At 64.1% G+C, this 15,709-nt stretch carries 14 protein-coding genes; 6 read left to right on the top strand and 8 right to left on the bottom strand.

Annotation, left to right across the window (positions count from 1 at the left end; all coding sequences use genetic code 11):
- Positions 1–96: 96 nt before the first annotated feature.
- Positions 97–465, bottom strand: a complete 369-nt coding sequence (locus tag NKJ18_RS00490) for an RcnB family protein (protein WP_023740190.1) — start codon at positions 463–465, stop codon at positions 97–99.
- Positions 466–853: 388 nt separating this feature from the next.
- Here NKJ18_RS00490 and NKJ18_RS00495 point away from each other — a divergent pair, with 388 nt between their 5' ends.
- Together NKJ18_RS00495 and NKJ18_RS00500 are read left to right on the top strand one after the other, a co-directional pair.
- Positions 854–2,518, top strand: a complete 1,665-nt coding sequence (locus NKJ18_RS00495) for a Na/Pi cotransporter family protein (RefSeq protein ID WP_352757627.1) — start codon at positions 854–856, stop codon at positions 2,516–2,518.
- A 95-nt stretch (positions 2,519–2,613) separates the two neighbouring features.
- A complete protein-coding gene (locus NKJ18_RS00500) occupies positions 2,614–3,795 on the top strand; it encodes an MFS transporter (RefSeq protein WP_352757629.1) in 1,182 nt (393 codons plus the stop codon).
- A 7-nt stretch (positions 3,796–3,802) separates the two neighbouring features.
- On the opposite strand, the gene NKJ18_RS00505 is transcribed toward NKJ18_RS00500, so the two are convergent.
- Entirely contained in the window at positions 3,803–4,360 is a 558-nt protein-coding gene (locus NKJ18_RS00505; RefSeq protein WP_023672441.1) for a GNAT family N-acetyltransferase, read from the bottom strand.
- 109 nt (positions 4,361–4,469) lie between these two features.
- Positions 4,470–4,919: a GatB/YqeY domain-containing protein gene (locus NKJ18_RS00510; protein ID WP_032888139.1), complete on the bottom strand. Its 450-nt coding sequence runs from the start codon at positions 4,917–4,919 to the stop codon at positions 4,470–4,472.
- Positions 4,920–5,179: 260 nt separating this feature from the next.
- On the opposite strand from NKJ18_RS00510, the gene carA reads away from it, so the two are divergent.
- A complete protein-coding gene (gene carA / locus NKJ18_RS00515; protein WP_081730888.1) occupies positions 5,180–6,397 on the top strand; it encodes a glutamine-hydrolyzing carbamoyl-phosphate synthase small subunit in 1,218 nt (405 codons plus the stop codon).
- A gap of 263 nt (positions 6,398–6,660) precedes the next feature.
- On the opposite strand, the gene NKJ18_RS00520 is transcribed toward carA, so the two are convergent.
- The 3 genes from NKJ18_RS00520 to ypfJ all read right to left on the bottom strand — a co-directional run bounded on the left by NKJ18_RS00520 (position 6,661) and on the right by ypfJ (position 9,955).
- A complete protein-coding gene (locus tag NKJ18_RS00520; RefSeq protein ID WP_352757631.1) occupies positions 6,661–7,581 on the bottom strand; it encodes an aldo/keto reductase in 921 nt (306 codons plus the stop codon).
- The gene (locus NKJ18_RS00525) at positions 7,578–8,843 is read right to left on the bottom strand and encodes a TCR/Tet family MFS transporter (protein ID WP_023689748.1); all 1,266 of its coding nucleotides are present in this window, start codon (positions 8,841–8,843) and stop codon (positions 7,578–7,580) included. The genes NKJ18_RS00520 and NKJ18_RS00525 overlap by 4 nt, the downstream gene beginning before the upstream one ends.
- Positions 8,844–9,019: 176 nt before the next feature.
- A complete protein-coding gene (ypfJ, locus tag NKJ18_RS00530) occupies positions 9,020–9,955 on the bottom strand; it encodes a KPN_02809 family neutral zinc metallopeptidase (protein WP_023672436.1) in 936 nt (311 codons plus the stop codon).
- Between the two features lie 186 nt (positions 9,956–10,141).
- Between ypfJ and NKJ18_RS00535 the strand changes: the two genes are divergently transcribed.
- The gene (locus NKJ18_RS00535) at positions 10,142–12,208 is read left to right on the top strand and encodes a hypothetical protein (protein WP_031203076.1); all 2,067 of its coding nucleotides are present in this window, start codon (positions 10,142–10,144) and stop codon (positions 12,206–12,208) included.
- Between the two features lie 28 nt (positions 12,209–12,236).
- On the opposite strand, the gene NKJ18_RS00540 is transcribed toward NKJ18_RS00535, so the two are convergent.
- A complete protein-coding gene (locus NKJ18_RS00540; RefSeq protein ID WP_023672434.1) occupies positions 12,237–12,425 on the bottom strand; it encodes a hypothetical protein in 189 nt (62 codons plus the stop codon).
- 91 nt (positions 12,426–12,516) lie between these two features.
- On the bottom strand, positions 12,517–12,972 hold the full coding sequence (mntR, locus tag NKJ18_RS00545) for a manganese-binding transcriptional regulator MntR (protein ID WP_023672433.1): 456 nt from the start codon (positions 12,970–12,972) through the stop codon (positions 12,517–12,519).
- 257 nt (positions 12,973–13,229) lie between these two features.
- On the opposite strand from mntR, the gene NKJ18_RS00550 reads away from it, so the two are divergent.
- Positions 13,230–14,588: an Nramp family divalent metal transporter gene (locus NKJ18_RS00550; RefSeq protein WP_023672432.1), complete on the top strand. Its 1,359-nt coding sequence runs from the start codon at positions 13,230–13,232 to the stop codon at positions 14,586–14,588.
- Between the two features lie 153 nt (positions 14,589–14,741).
- A complete protein-coding gene (locus tag NKJ18_RS00555) occupies positions 14,742–15,599 on the top strand; it encodes a protein-L-isoaspartate O-methyltransferase family protein (protein ID WP_352757634.1) in 858 nt (285 codons plus the stop codon).
- The last annotated feature ends 110 nt before the right edge of the window (positions 15,600–15,709 follow it).

The raw sequence follows: 15,709 nt of genomic DNA on the forward strand, positions 1-15,709 counted from the left end.
CCACAGCCAAAAAGCCCGGTTTCTACAGCCAAAAGAAAGGCGGCCGTTTCGGGCCGCCTCCTTTCAAGTCTCGGCATTGCGCCGGCGAGGCCGGGCTTAATGCGCGGCAATGGCGCCGAAGATGATGCCGGACAGGACACTGACCAGCACATAGTCGTTGCCGACGCGGATCCATTCCTGGCCGCGGCCGGGGCGATGCAGGCCATAGCGGCCATAATCGCGGATCGGCTGGTGCCGCTTCCAGCTGGAATATTTCTGGCCATTGCGCCAATGGCTGCGCTTGACGACCACCGTCTTCTTCACGACGCGCTTCCTGACATCGACATGCTTGCCGGGCCTCTGCCAGTCGACCTGCGTGTAATTCGACTGCGGTGCGACCGGTGCGTTCACCGGTGCGGCCTGGCTGGTAAGCGAAGTGGCGGCCAGCATCGAGAAAGCGAGGGCGGAAAGAACAATACGTTTCATAGCGGGGCTCCTTGGTTGTCGATGCCTAGGGAATAGCGCCCGAAGGGTGAACCGAAACTGAACACTAGCATTACATTTACGTAATGAAATCCTGTGGTTATCCTGGATATTTGAACATCATCCCAAAGGCGATTGCCGGGAGTCCGGCAAACCGGGACGATCCGCTGCCATCACCAGGGATCCGCCATGCAACCATTTGCGCATCCGTCCATTTTCCGACACGCCCTGTCGCGCCGCGACGGCTCTTGAAATCGACAAGATTTTATTACCCGGCTAAAATATTCCGGATATTGTTCAAGACTGTCATGACCATGATTCGCAGCCCCGTTTTCCTCCCTGCACTGCGCGCCCTCCGCGTCGCGGTAGCTGTCTGCGTGCGGGTTTCGAAATGAGCGGCTCCGTCGTCCTGCTGCATCTGGCGGGCTCGGTGGCGCTGATGCTGTTTGCCACCCGCATGGTCAAGACAGGCGTCGAGCGCGCCTATGGCGACGTGCTGCGTCACCGGCTGCGCTCCACCATGCGCAATCCGATCATGGCGGTGCTGGCTGGCTGCGGCCTGTCCATCGCGCTGCAGAGCTCGACCGCCGTCACGCTTCTCGTCGGCTCCTTCGCCGGCGCCGGCATCGTCTCGGGCATGTCGGGCCAATTGGCGGTGCGCGGCGCCGAGATCGGCTCGGCGCTGGTGGTCAAGCTCTTGACCTTCGATCTGACGCTGCTGGTGCCGATCTGCCTCGTCGCCGGCACGGTCATGTTCATGGCCACCGAGCGGCGCGACTGGCGCCAGTTCGGCCGCATCCTGGTCGGCATCGGCCTTCTGGTACTGTCGCTGGAGATGATCGGCCAAGCCTCGGAGCCGCTGCGCCAGAGCACGCTGATGCCGCTCATCATCGAATATTTCTCCAGCGACTACGTCACCGCCTATCTGCTCGCCGCGCTCGTCACCTGGCTGTTCCACTCCTCGATCGCCGCCGTGCTTTTGATGGTCACGCTGGCCGGCCGCGGCTTCATCCCGCCCGAACTCGGCATCGTGCTGGTGCTCGGCGTCAATCTCGGCTCGTCGATCATCGCGCCGCTGCTCACCCGAAGTGCCGAACCTGGCGTGCGCGTCGTGCCGATCGGCAATCTGTTGATGCGCGGCATGGGCTCGCTGGTGATGCTGATCCTGTTCATGACGCTGAAGCCGCCGGTCGCCTTCCTCGGCGCCACCGTGCCCGACCAGATCGTCAACGCCCACATCCTGTTCAATGTGCTGATCCTGCTGGCCGGCCTGCCGCTTGCCAGCTTGATCTATCGTGCCTCTGAGAAGATCGTCGCAATGGGCACCAAGCCGGCGCCTGCTACAGAGCTCGATGTGGTCGAACTCTCCGCCCTCAACGACGGCGCGCTCGACGTTCCGAGCCAGGCGCTGGCCAACGCCACCCGCGAGGTGGTGCGCGTCTGCGAGACGGTCGAGATCATGCTCAAGCGCATCATCGAGCTGTATGAAAGCGCCGACGGCGACAAGATCAAGGCGCTGGCCGCCCTTGACGACCGCGTCGACAGGAAGCACGCGGCGATCAAGCTCTATCTGGCCAAATTGACCAGGAACTCGCTCACAGAGGGCGAGGCGCTGCGCTGCCAGGAGCTGATAGGCGCCTGCGTCAAGCTCGAGCAGGTCGGCGACATCATCGTGCGCAACATGCTGGTGCATGTGAAGAAGAAGTTCGAGCGCGGGCTGGAGTTCACGCCCGAGGGCTGGAGCGAGCTGCTCGCCTTTCACACCTCGGTGCTGGCCAATGCCAGGCTTGCCTTCAACGTGCTGGTGTCGCGCGACCCCGAGACCGCCCGCCAGCTGGTGCTGGAAAAGGACCGGCTGCGCGACCGCGAAAAGGAAACCAGCGCCAGCCATTTCGTGCGCCTGCGCGACGGCACCGCCAAGAGCGTCGAGACCAGCTCCATCCATCTCGACACCATCCGCGACCTGAAGCAGATCAACTCGCTGCTGGCGTCGATGGCCTACCCGGTGCTGGAAGAGCGCGGCCTGCTCGGCGGCTCCAGGTTGAAGGCGAGCTGATCAAGAAAACCTAAACCGGCCGCAAAAATTTCTGCATTGCCGGCAAGCGCCATCCATGATTTGAGGCCAACTCGTTCAAGGATCGCTTCCGCGCCATGCTTCCGCTCATTGCCCTGTTCATCGCCGCCTTCGCTTTCGGCACCACCGAATTCGTCATTGCCGGCGTGCTGCCGCAAGTGGCCGACGGCCTTGGCGTTTCGATCCCGACCTCCGGCTATCTCGTCTCAGGCTATGCCGGCGGCATCGCGGTTGGCGGGCCATTGCTGGCGCTCGCCACCAAGGGCATTCCCCGCAAGACGCTGCTGCTTTGCCTGACCGTCGCCTTCACCATCGGCCAGGCCGCTTGCGCGGCGGCGCCCGATTTTACCTCGATGCTGCTCTTGCGCATTGCGGTCGCCGTCGCACACGGCGCCTATTTCGGCGTCGCCATGGTGGTGGCTGTCGGCCTCGTGCCCGAGGACAAGCGCGGCATGGCCGTGGCTGTGATCCTCTCCGGCCTCACCGTATCCAATGTCATCGGCGTCCCGGCCGGCACCGCAATCGGCAATCTCTGGGGCTGGCGCGCCACCTTCTGGGTGATGTGCGCGCTTGGCGTGGTAGCCTTTGCCGCCATGGCCGCGCTTTTGCCGCGCACGACAGGCGCATCAAGGCCATCCGCCAGTCTTGGCAGCGAGGTTCGCGTGCTGGCGCGCCAGCAAGTCTGGACCTCGCTGATCCTGATGCTGATGTTGATGATCGGCCAGTTCGGCCTGTTCACCTACATCACCCCGACCCTGCTTGAGGTGACCCATCTCGACGAGGGCCTGATCCCCTGGGTGCTGCTGCTCAACGGCGTCGGCGCCACCGTCGGTGTGTTTCTCGGCGGCAAGCTTTCCGACTGGAAGCTGATGCCGTCGCTGATCACAATGCTTGCGCTGCAAGCGGTGATGTTGGGCGTGATCTATGCCGTCAGCCCCTACCCCGTGCCGATGGTCATCGCCATCGTTATCTGGGGTGGCCTCAACTTCGCCATAGGCACGCCGATCCAGACCCGCATCCTGGCCTGGACGGCGGACGCCTCCAACCTCGCCTCCTCGCTCATCCCCTCCGGCTTCAATGTCGGCATCGCGCTCGCCGCGTCGCTGGGCGCTGCCATGCTCAATGCCGGCTACGGCTATCGCAGCCTGCCGGTTGTGGGCGCTGCCGCCATGCTGGTGGCGGTGGTGGTGGCACTTGCCTCCTACATCTGGGAGGGGCGCAGCCGGGCAGCGCCGCCGCTGCCAGCAGCGGCCGAATAGCATCGGACTACAAATCGATCCGGAACAACAAACTCTCGGCGCCGCCATACGCGGCGTCCTTGATGAACGGACCGACCACACGGCCGCCATTGGCCAGCACCACCTTCTGCGAGGCCGGATTGTCGAGGTCGGTGGTGAGCTCGACATATGGCAAACCAACAGCCCTCGCCTCGTCCAGCATCAGCCGCAGCGCCTCGGTCGCATAGCCTCGTCCGCGCTTCCACGGCACCACGGCATAGCCGATATGGCCGAGCACATGCGACGGCAGTGCGGCCGTACCCGGCTGCCAGCGAAAGCCGATCGAGCCGGCGGCCTCGCCGTCCCAGATCCAGCGCCGGAAGCCCGGCAGCCGCGGCACGGTCGTGCCGTCCGGCAAGGTAATCGGGCCTCCTTTGGCCTCGGGATCGTCGAGGCTGGCAAGGAACGCCGCGGGATCCTCGTCGATCGCCGCAAGTTGCTCGCGCGTCGCTTCCATCAGCCGGACATTGTCCGGCGACCAGCCACGCTCGAGCGCCGCCTTGTAGGAGGGCAGATGTTCGAGCGTGGGTTTGACGATTTCGATCATGGTGGGTCTCTCCGGCAGGTCAACGCTTGCTCGCTTAAGCCGGTGCGGACCGTTTCTTGCCCAGAGGTAATGCCCCTGCTCTCCTTCGCCATTGAAGCGGTGTCGGCTCCTACTGCAGCAGGCCTTTGACGATGCCGCTGGCCTTGCCGAAATCCATCTGGCCGGCATATTTCTGCTTCAGCGCCGCGATCACCTTGCCCATGTCCTTTTGGCTGGCGGCACCGGTCGCAGCGATCGCCTCGCGCGCCGCAGCTGTTACGGCGGCCTCATCCAGCTGCGTCGGCAGGAAGCCGCGGATGATCTCCATCTCGCCACGCTCCTGCGCGGCCAGATCCGGGCGCTTGCCGTCCTCGAACGCCTTGGCCGATTCCTCGCGCTGCTTCACCATTTTGGCCAGGATCTGCAGGATCTCCTCGTCGCTGGCGGGGTCCTTGGTCGAGCCGCGATTGGCGATGTCGCGGTCGTGGATGGCGGCCTGGATCAGCCTGAGCGTCGGCAGCCGGTGCTTGTCCTGCGCCTTCATCGCGCTTTTCAGGGATTCGGCGATTTTTGCGCGCATGATGCTTTCTCCTTCGAACGGCGCGGACAATAACCGCGGCCCATCCGCAAAGCAAACGCGCCAAAGCCCTGATATCGTTCGACGAAACAAATGCTCGCCGTTTTTGGCACGGGCATCATTGACCGCTCTGGCGCCTTCCCCTATGTACTCGGCCTTGCACAAGACAAAGAATTGATGCGCGCAGGCTCGAGAGATCGGCCGCGCCGTTTGCTGCGCAGATGGCCCGCCATCGAAGCGCGCAGCGTGACAGGAGCGTCGCCATGGCCGAGATGACCCCCGAACTGACCCCGCCTTGGGCAACCGAAAAGCCGACCGCCGTCCTGGTGCTGGCCGACGGCACCGTCATCGAGGGTCGCGGCCTCGGCGCCACCGGTTCCGCCGTTGCCGAAGTCTGCTTCAACACCGCGCTCACCGGCTACCAGGAAATTCTCACCGACCCGTCCTATGCCGGCCAGATCGTCACCTTCACTTTCCCGCATATCGGCAACATCGGCACCAATGACGAGGACATCGAGGACCTCAACCCGGTCGCCCGCGCCGGCGCCGTCGGTGCGGTGTTCAAGGCCGATGTCACCAACCCGTCCAACTACCGCGCCGGAGCCGGGCTGGACCAGTGGCTGAAGAAGCGCGGCATCGTCGCGCTGTCGGGCATCGACACCCGCGCGCTCACCGCGCTGATCCGCGAAAAGGGCATGCCCAACGCCGTCATTGCGCACGCGCCCGACGGCATCTTCGACATCGACGATTTGAAGCGGCGCGCCGCCGCCTGGTCGGGCCTGATCGGGCTTGACCTCGCCAAGGAAGTCACCTCGGGCCAGTCCTCGGTCTGGCGTGAAACGCCCTGGGTGTGGAACGAAGGCTTTGGCGAACAGGCCGAGCCGTCGATGCACGTCGTCGCCATCGACTACGGCGTCAAGCGTAACATCCTTCGCCTGCTTTCCGGCCTCGGCGCCAAGGTCACCGTGGTTCCGGCCGGCACCGGCTCGGAAGAGATCCTGGCCATGCAGCCCGACGGCATCTTCCTCTCCAACGGGCCTGGCGACCCGGAAGCCACCGGCGACTACGCCGTGCCGGTCATCCAGGATCTGCTCAAGACCGATATTCCGGTGTTCGGCATCTGCCTCGGCCACCAGATGCTGGCCCTGGCGCTGGGCGGCAAGACCGCCAAGATGCACCAGGGCCATCACGGCGCCAACCACCCGGTCAAGGATCATACCACCGGCAAGGTCGAGATCGTCTCGATGAACCACGGCTTTGCCGTCGATGCCGACTCCTTGCCCGAGGGCGTCGAGGAAACCCATGTCTCGCTGTTCGATGGCTCGAACTGCGGCATCGCGCTGACCGGACGTCCGGTGTTCTCGGTCCAGCACCACCCCGAGGCCTCGCCCGGCCCGCAGGACTCGCACTATCTGTTCCGCCGTTTCGTCAATCTGATCCGCGAAAAGCGCGGCGAGGAACTGCTGGCCGAACGGGTTTGATTTTACAGGTCTTCGCCTAGCCGTTGCCCAGATCGTGATGCTCCGAATAGCCGGAGTTACAAACGCGGCGCGATTGCCCTTGTCTTGGGTCAATGGAATAAACCGGTCAACCGGTCTGTTTGTGACGGCGCGAAGCGACGAAGGCTTCGAGAGCGCCGACGGCATCCCCTGAGCCCAAGCCCCCCTCATCGCTTCGGTTGCGCGCCGCATTAACGGACGAAGCACACACCTATGGCGGGTTCGAAGTTCGCGCCTGGGTGACCTTATGCCACCGGCCGGCCTTCGCTGGCCTCCAGTATGGCGAACCATTGCTGGCGGTCGAGGTCGATCTCCAGCGCCTTGACCATGGCGGCCAGCCGCTCGGGCTTCATCGTGCCGAGCACCGGCGCCAGCCGCGCCGGATGACGCAGCAGCCAGGCGATGGCGACGGCGGCGAGATCGCCGGCGCCGATCTCGGCAGCCACCGCCGCGATTGCCGCCCTGACCCGCGCCTCGCGCCCTTCCTTGCCGGTGAACAGCAAGCCGCCGCCGAGGGGCGACCAGATCATCGGCGCATAGCCGAGGCGTTGCGCGTGATCGAGGCTGCCATCCATCAGCGCATTGGTCTTCAGCACCGACATCTCGATCTGGTTGGTGGCCAAGGCAAACGGCAGCCGCGAGGCCAGAAGGTCGAACTGCGACGGCGTGAAATTGGAGACCCCGACCGCTCTCACCTTGCCCGACTTGACCAGCCCGGCAAGGGCCGCCGCCGTCTCGTCGGCATCCATCAGCGGATCCGGCCGGTGCAGCAGCAACAGGTCGAGATAGTCCGTGCCGAGATTGGCGAGCGAACGGTCGACCGAGGCGGCAATGTGGGCCGCACTGGTGTCGTAATGCTTCAGCCGGTTCTGAGGCCGGTTGGCCGATGCCAGAATGATGTCGCATTTCGAGATCAGCTCGATGCTGTCGCGCTTGCCCTTCCAGCGCGACAAGCCGGCGCCAAAGGCAGCTTCCACCTGGTAATGCCCGTAAATATCGGCATGGTCGAAGCTGGTCAGGCCGAGATCGACCGCAGTGCCGATCAGCCGCGCGATCTGATCGGCGTCCGGGCGCGCGGCGTTGTCGAGCAGGCGCCAGGCGCCGAACACCAGCCGCGACAGCGACACTCCGTCCTTGGTCAGCTCTATGCGGCTGTCATGGCTCATATCTGGGCTCCATCTTCCGCAGCGCCGGTGGCAACGCTTTTCACCGCCGTCGGCCTCGCAACTTTCGTTACAAAGACAATGACGGCAAGCGTCAGGAAGCACGCGCCAACCAGATAGGGCGCGCCGCCAAACACCACGGGCGCATTAGGCCCGGTGAACCAGGAAAAGATCGCGGTGTACAGCAGCGGCGTGATGATCGAGGTGATCGAGAAGATCGACGTCATCGCACCCTGCAATTCGCCTTGCGCCGATGGCGGCACCTTGGCGGCGGCAAGGCTTCTCAGCGGCGGATCGGCCAGTGCTTCGAGGCAGCCGACGACGATCACCGCATAGATCATCCAGCCTTGCGAGGCGAAGGCGTAGCCGAAGGCGCTGGCCGCAGTAAATGTCAGGCCGATCACCGCCGTCCTCCATTCGCCAAGTTTGGGGATCACGCGCGGCAGCACCGTCGCCATGACGATCGCCCCACACAGGCCGAAGGCGCCGAGCGAGAAGCCGATCTGCTGCTCGCTCCAGCCATAACGATAATTGGACACGAACGACCACACCGCAGGATACATCATGTGGCCGAGCGTCATCAGGAAGAAGGCGAGCCCGATCCAGCCGATGCCCTGATATTGGCGCATCTGCAGCAGCGTGCCGACCGGGTTGGCGCGTTTCCACTCGAAGCGGCGGCGGTGCTTTTCATCGAGCGTTTCAGGCAGGAAGAACATGGCGATGAGGAAGTTCACGAAGGCAAGCCCGGCGGCAAAGTAAAACGGCACTCGCGGCCCGAACGTGCCGAGCAGCCCGCCCAGCACCGGCCCAATGACGAAGCCGACGCCGAAGGCGATGCCGAGCAGACCGAAATTCTTCGCCCGGTTGTCGTCGTTCGAGATGTCGGCAATGAAGGCCGACGTCGTCGAATAGCTGGCGCCCGAAACGCCGGCCAGCACGCGGCCGATGAACAGCATCGGATAGGACCAGGCGATGGCGCAGATCAGATTGTCGATCGAGAATGTAAGCACCGAGGCAAGCAGGATCGGCCGCCGCCCGAAGCGGTCGCTCAATCCACCCATGATTGGCGCGAAGAAGAACTGCATCGCCGCATAGACGAAGAACAGCCAGCCGCCTTCGATCGCCGCTTCGCTGATGCCGACGCCGGAAAGCTCCCTGAGAAAGGCCGGCAACACCGGCATGATCATGCCGAAGCCGATAATGTCGAGCAGCAGCGTGGTGAAGACGAGCGCAAGGCCCCGCCTGGCGGTTTTGGGGTCGATCATGATGGCGTCTGCTCCCTGAGACCGCCCTTGGGCGGGCGCCCGTTATAGGCGAGGCGCCACTTTGGAACAATAGGAGAACGCCTCAGGCGTTCTCCTCCTGACATCTGTTGCCGGTGGTGAATTGGCCCGCCGACGGATGCGCTTTGAACCGCGGTCGGCTGGAACTTGCGAGCGCCTCAAACCGGACCGGTCAGCGTGTTGCAATCCGACAGCTTGCCGCTCTTGTAGCCGCGCGCCAGCCAGGTCTGCCTTTGCTGCGACGTCCCGTGGTTGAAGCTTTCCGGAACGACATAGCCCTGCATCTTCTTCTGCAGCGTATCGTCGCCGATCTGCTTGGCGGCGTTGAGCGCCTCTTCGATGTCGCCCTGTTCCAGAATGCCCTTCTGCGCGGTGAAATGCGCCCAAACGCCGGCGAAGCAGTCGGCCTGCAGCTCGATGCGCACCGACATCTGGTTGGCTTCCGCCTCACCCATCGACTGCCGCATCTGGTTGAACTTGGGCAGGATGCCGGTGAGGTTCTGCACATGGTGACCGACTTCATGGGCGATCACATATGCCTGGGCGAAATCCCCCGAGGCGCCGAACTGCTGGTCGAGCTGCTGGAAGAAGGTGGTGTCGAGGTAGACCTTGTGGTCGCCGGGACAATAGAACGGTCCGGCTGCCGTCGAGGCGGAGCCGCAGGCCGAGCGGATCTGGCCGCTGAACAGCACAAGCTTCGGGTCCTCGTATTTCAGGCCCTGCGACTGGAAGATGCCGGTCCAGGTCTCTTCGGTCTCGGCCAGCACGGTCGCCACGAACTGCTTCATCTCGTCGGAAGCAGGCGTGCCGGCGCCGTCGTCCTGGCCGCCGCTGTTGTCGGTAATCTGGCCACCGCCACCCGGCAGCACGCCGCCGCCGTCGCCGCTGCCCAGGATCTGCGACGGGTCGAAGCCGAAATACCATCCGGCCAGCACCACGAGGACGACCAGCAATATGCTGCCGCCGCCGCCGGTGCGGCCGCCGATCGGGATGCGGAACTGGCCAGGGCTGCCGCCGCCGAAACCACCACCGCCGCCGCTGTCGCTGCGCTCGTCCTCGACATTGTCACTCTGACGGCGGCCCTTCCAGAGCATGGCAACTCCCCGTATGCAAATTTCGGCTGGCGTGGCCGATGTCGTGGCCCAGTCCGACCCAACAGACAATTATCGCAATGGTTGCGCCAAGTCACAGTATTTTTCGTGGCAGCGGCATCGTGTTCGCACTCTGGTCGAGGCGGCATGCGCGCTGTAGCATCCGGTTCGAACGGGGGTGTCGGGGACTTGCGGACGATCGGTCGATTTCTGCTGCTGGCGGTGGTGCTATGCCTCGGCCCGTCGCCGGCGCGCGCCGTGACGCTCGATTCCAGCGTCGCCGTAACCGATCCCGAGACATTGCAGGCGCTTGAGCGTGGCGGCCTCTCGATCAGCCGCCTGCTCGGCCCGGCGCTGGGTCTCACGCGCGAGGTCGACAATCGGGGCCTGTTTTCGGTGCGCGCGCTGACCCCTGTGCGCAACGCCGTCAAGCAGGAGATCGCCGACGAGCCTGCCAATAGCCCCGATCCTTACGTCGCGGCCATGGTCAAGTCGAAGGACACCAGCCAGAAATTCAACCCGAAATACATCGACGATGACGGCTCGACGCTCGACCTGACCGGCGTCGTCAACCGCATGGACCGCGGCTATCTCGGCCACACCGAATGCGGCGAGATCAGGCTGATCTACCGCTTCCACTATTCGGTGGCGGAGAAGCCCACGAAGGGAAAGACAGCGCAACGCATCTCGTCGCGGCTGCCGCTGACCATGGGTCTGGTCTTCAACGCCAGGCCCGGCGAGGCTCGCCCCCGCGCTTCGAGAGACCGTCCAAGCGCCACCGCCGTTTCCTGTGCCGAAATCGCCAAGCGCTGGCTCGCCGCCGGCCAGAAGAACCTTGCGCCCGAGCAACTGGCAGCCTGGCTGCGCTCCGACGAAGGGCCGCTCTCCAACGCCATGCTGAATTCGTCGCAGATCATGCGGCTTGAGCTGAACATGCAGGTTCTCCGGCTGTCGGCCTCGAGCCGCCGCGACTTCGGTGGCCACGCCGAATATCTCCTCAAGATTTTCAAATGGGACCCAACGACGTCCACCTTCCAGGAATCGAAGATGGAGAACCAGATCGACCGGAAAGTGGTTCTGGCCGACCGGCCGGCCTTCGCCAAATGGCTGCTCACCGACCGCAACCTCTACGACCTCGATCGCGGCCGGCTGGTCATCGACGACAAGTTCCTGGCGACCAGCGCCGTCTCGGTCGCACCCGGCGGCATGGCCAGGTCGCAAAACAATATCGCCTATGGGCTGCTCGACGATGCCGACATCGACAAGGCACTGCAGGACTATGTCGCCAAGGGCAACGAGCTGCGCAGCGTGAAATCGGTGGCCGGCTTCAATCTGCGTCTCAACGAAATGACCTGCACCGGCTGCCACCAGACGCACGGCATTGCCGGCTTCCATTACACCGGCGCCGATCCGGCCAGCGAGCCGCGCCGCAACGCCGTCTTCGTCCCCGGCTCGGCGGTGTTCTTCGCCGACCTGCCTCGCCGCCGCGCCATCGTCGAGGACTTCGCCGCCGGCGGCCATCCGGATTTCTCACGCGGCTTCGCCGCCCGTCCGGACGCCAAACTCGCCGAAGCGCTGAAAGGCACCGATCTCTACAATGGCTGGGGCTCGATCTGCTACAGCGGCAAGGATGCCAGCTTCAAGGACTGGAGCTGCGGCGAAAGCCTGCGCTGCGCCGGCGTCCATGAAAGCGACATCCATCCGGGCTTCGGCACCTGCGTCAGCGAGGCGGCCACCGCAGTCGGCGACCCCGTCGAGTTCGGCGAGATTAAGATGTCGAGCTGGGGCAGCGACAAATATTGCCGCCTGTCGCCGGCCACCGCAAAAGCCTGCGCCATCGATCCGGCGCGCGACAAGAAACCGGTAATCAAGCTCGCCGGCTATGGCGCGGCGCGCCAACGCTACGACAACCCCGAGCAGAAGACCGGTGGCTTTCCCGGGGGCATGCTGCGCAAGGCAAGCTGCGACAAGCTTCCCGACGAGGCGACTTGCGGCCGCCTCGCCAAGACCGGTTTCAACGACTGCATCGCGTCGGGCAAGGACCACAAATTCTGCACCAAGGAATTCACCAAGACCGCCGGCCTGCGCGCCTGCGACAAGGCGCATCCCTGCCGCGAGGACTATATCTGCACCGCCGGCTACGACGATCTGGCCGCAGCCAAGCCTGGCAAGGGCTCCTGCATTCCGCCCTATTTCATATTCCAGTTCCGCGTCGACGGCCATCCGCGCAGTTGGGTGCAGGACACCGAGGAATGAGCGGCAGGTTGCCGCTTGCGAACAGAACTCAGATCTTCTGCTTGGTGCCGGCGCTTTTGCCGTCCGAGCTTTTGGAGCGTTCCTCGAAACGCGCGGCGCCCTTTTTCAGCGCATGGCCGGTTTCGACCTCGGTCTTGCGTTCGTCCTTTGCCGCTGCCTGCCTCAAACCCTCGGCCGCCTGCTTGCCCTTCGCGGTCGGTGCCTGTTCGACGCCCATGTTTTCCTCCTTGGCGCGCGACAATCACGCGCAACGTCAGGAGCAACGAGCCTGACGTGCGGAGGTTCCAGTGGTGCGGCCCCGGCACCCCTCAGCGCGGCGCGATCATCGCCTTGCGAAAGGCTTCCAGCGTCTCGGCGCTGACATGATGCTCGATGCCCTCGGCATCGATGCGCGCCGTCTCGGCGCTGACACCGAGCGAACGCAAAAACGCTTCTACCGTCTGGTGGCGGATGCGGCTCTCTTCCGCCACCTTGCGCCCGGCGTCGGTCAGGAACACACCGCGATAGGGTTTTCTGGAAACGAGCCCGTCGGCGCACAGCCTGGTCAGCATCTTGGCCACCGTCGGCTGGGCGACACCGAGCCGCGCAGCAATATCGACCTGACGCGCCTCATTGCCGTCCTCGATCAGGTCGGCGATCAGCTCGACATAATCCTCGACCAGCGCGCCGCGGCGCGCTTCGCGCTGCTGCCGGAACCCTTTCGAATGAATCTCGGCGTCAGGCAGCGGCTCCTCGCGTCCAACCGGTCTGTGCTTCAGCGCCAACACGCGCTCCTTCCCATCTTTTGACAAGAATCGGCTTTGGGCAAAGCAATCGCCCTTTGCCATTCATAGCACGGGCTTAACTGTTCCAGCCGTTTATTTCCATTCCATGGTAGGCGCAACCGGCGTTTGCGATCCCCGGCCGGCCTGCCGGTCGGCGCAACAGGAAGCACATACAATGAAATATAGCCTATTGCATAATGTTGAGCCCTGGCATAGATAGGATGACGTCAACCGATCCACCCAGTGGAAAGCCCTCCATGTCCGAAGCTGACGCTACCTTGGGATCATCCTGGCGATTTGACAGGCCGGAGGACAATCCTCCCAGCCTGCGCGAGGTGAACTCCACGATCGCGGTGCCGCAGTCCGGCGTCTGGTTCCGTCGCCTGTTCGCCTTCATGGGACCGGGCTACATGGTCTCGGTCGGCTATATGGATCCGGGCAACTGGGCCACCGACCTCGCCGGCGGCGCCCAGTTCGGCTACACGCTATTGTTCATCATCATGCTGTCCAACCTGATGGCGATCCTGCTGCAGGCGCTTGCCGCCCGGCTTGGCATCGCCACCGGCCGCGACCTCGCCCAGGCCTGCCGCGCCTATTATCCGCGTCCCGTCAGTTTCGTGCTGTGGATCGCCTGCGAACTCGCCATCATCGCCTGCGACCTCGCCGAGGTGATCGGCACGGCGATCGCGCTGCAGCTTCTGTTCGGCATTCCGCTGATCGGCGGCGCGTTGCTGACGGCGCTCGACGCCTTCATCGTGCTGCTCTTGATGAACAAGGGTTTCCGCTATCTCGAAGCCTTCGTCATCGCGCTTTTGATCATCATCTTCGGCTGTTTCGCCATCCAGATCTTTGCCGCTGCCCCTCCGGTCGGCTCGATCCTGCATTCGATGTTCGTGCCGTCGACGGAGATCGTCACCAATCCGGCGATGCTCTACATCGCCATCGGCATCATCGGCGCCACGGTGATGCCGCACAATCTCTACCTGCACTCCTCGATCGTACAGACACGCGCCTATGAACGGACCGAAAAAGGCAAGCGCGACGCCATTAAATGGGCGACGACGGACTCGACCATCGCGCTCGTCCTGGCGCTGTTCGTCAACGCCTCGATCCTGATCGTCTCGGCGGTGGCCTTCCATGGCACCGGCCATCAGGATGTCGCCGAGATCGGCCAAGCCTTCGAGCTCTTGTCGCCACTGCTCGGCCTCGGCATCGCCTCCATCCTGTTTGCGGTGGCGCTGCTGGCCTCCGGCCTCAACTCGACGGTTACGGCAACGCTTGCCGGCCAGATCGTCATGGAAGGCTTTTTGCGCCTGCGCATTCCGCAATGGGCGCGCCGGCTACTGACGCGCGGCATCGCCATCGTCCCGGTGGTGGTCGTCACCGCGCTCTATGGCGAAAAGGGCACCGGCCAGTTGCTGGTCTTCAGCCAGGTGGTACTGTCGATGCAGCTGCCCTTCGCAGTCATCCCGCTGGTGCAGTTCGTCTCCGACAAGAAGAAGATGGGCAACCTTGCCATTCCCCGCGGCGTGGCGGTCCTCGCCTGGGTCGTCGCGGCGGTCATCCTGGTGCTCAACTTCAAGCTGCTCTACGACACCGTCTTCGGCGTCGGCTGAGTTTCTTCTTGAGCAGTTCGCCGTTTCGCGGAAACGGCGAACTGCTCTATCTCTTGTTTTGACGCAATTCCGGGCGGAAAGCCGCCTCACACTTTTCCTGGAATTGCTCAAGACGGCGACAAACCGGCGGCTTGCGCTATCTTACCGGCCATCATGACAAGTGTCGAAGACGCCAGGAAATTTTACGCGCAGCTGATGGCGGCCAATGCCGGCTCGGCCGATCCGCGCCTCGAAGAGGCGTTCGCCACCGTTCCGCGCGAAGCCTTTCTCGGTCCCGGACCCTGGGCGGTCGTCGCCGGCAGGGCGCTCACCACCGGCAACGGCAAGATCATGACGCCGAGCGCCGATCCTGTTCACATCTATCAGGACGTGCTGGTGGCGCTCGATGCCGACAAGGGCATCAACAATGGCGAACCCTCCCTGCACGCCATGTGGATAGGCAGGATCGCCCCCAGACCGGACGAGGCCGTCACCCATATCGGCGCCGGCACCGGCTACTACACCGCCTTGCTGGCCCGGCTGGTTGCGCCCGGCCCGGTGACCGCCTTCGAAATGGAGGCAGATCTTGCTGCCAGAGCAACAAAGAATCTCGAAACCTACGGCAATGTAAGCGTCGTCCACGGCGATGCCGTCACCGGCGATCTGCCGCCGTCCGACATCATCTATGTCAATGCCGGTGTCGTCGCACCGCCGGCTCCTTGGCTTCGGGCGCTGAAAGCGGGCGGCCGCATGATCTTTCCCTGGCGTCCGTCCCAGGGCGTCGGCCTGGCCGTGATGGTAACCCGCAACGACAAGGGCTTTGCCTGCGACCCCTTCATGCGCTCGTGGTTCATCCCCTGCGTCGGCGCCTCGGCGGCCGGTTCGGCGGCCAAAATCCCCGACCTCCAGAAGGCGGCGCGCAGCCGTTCGATCTGGCTGACGTCAGACAGGGCGCCGGACCGGACCGCCACCGCCATCATCGGCGACGTCTGGTTTTCGTCGCAGGCGCTTGGCGGCGGGCGACGGCGGTAGGTACCCTTGTCGGCCGGCAGCGTTTTTTTGCCAACGCCTGTCGGGCGGCCGCCGGCCTGTCCGTCCTTAGATCGAAATCCGGCCCTGACGGCGCGGATCCTGGAAAAGGA

It is taken from the genome of Mesorhizobium sp. M0217, from assembly GCF_040321955.1.
Classification (GTDB): Bacteria; Pseudomonadota; Alphaproteobacteria; order Rhizobiales; family Rhizobiaceae; genus Mesorhizobium.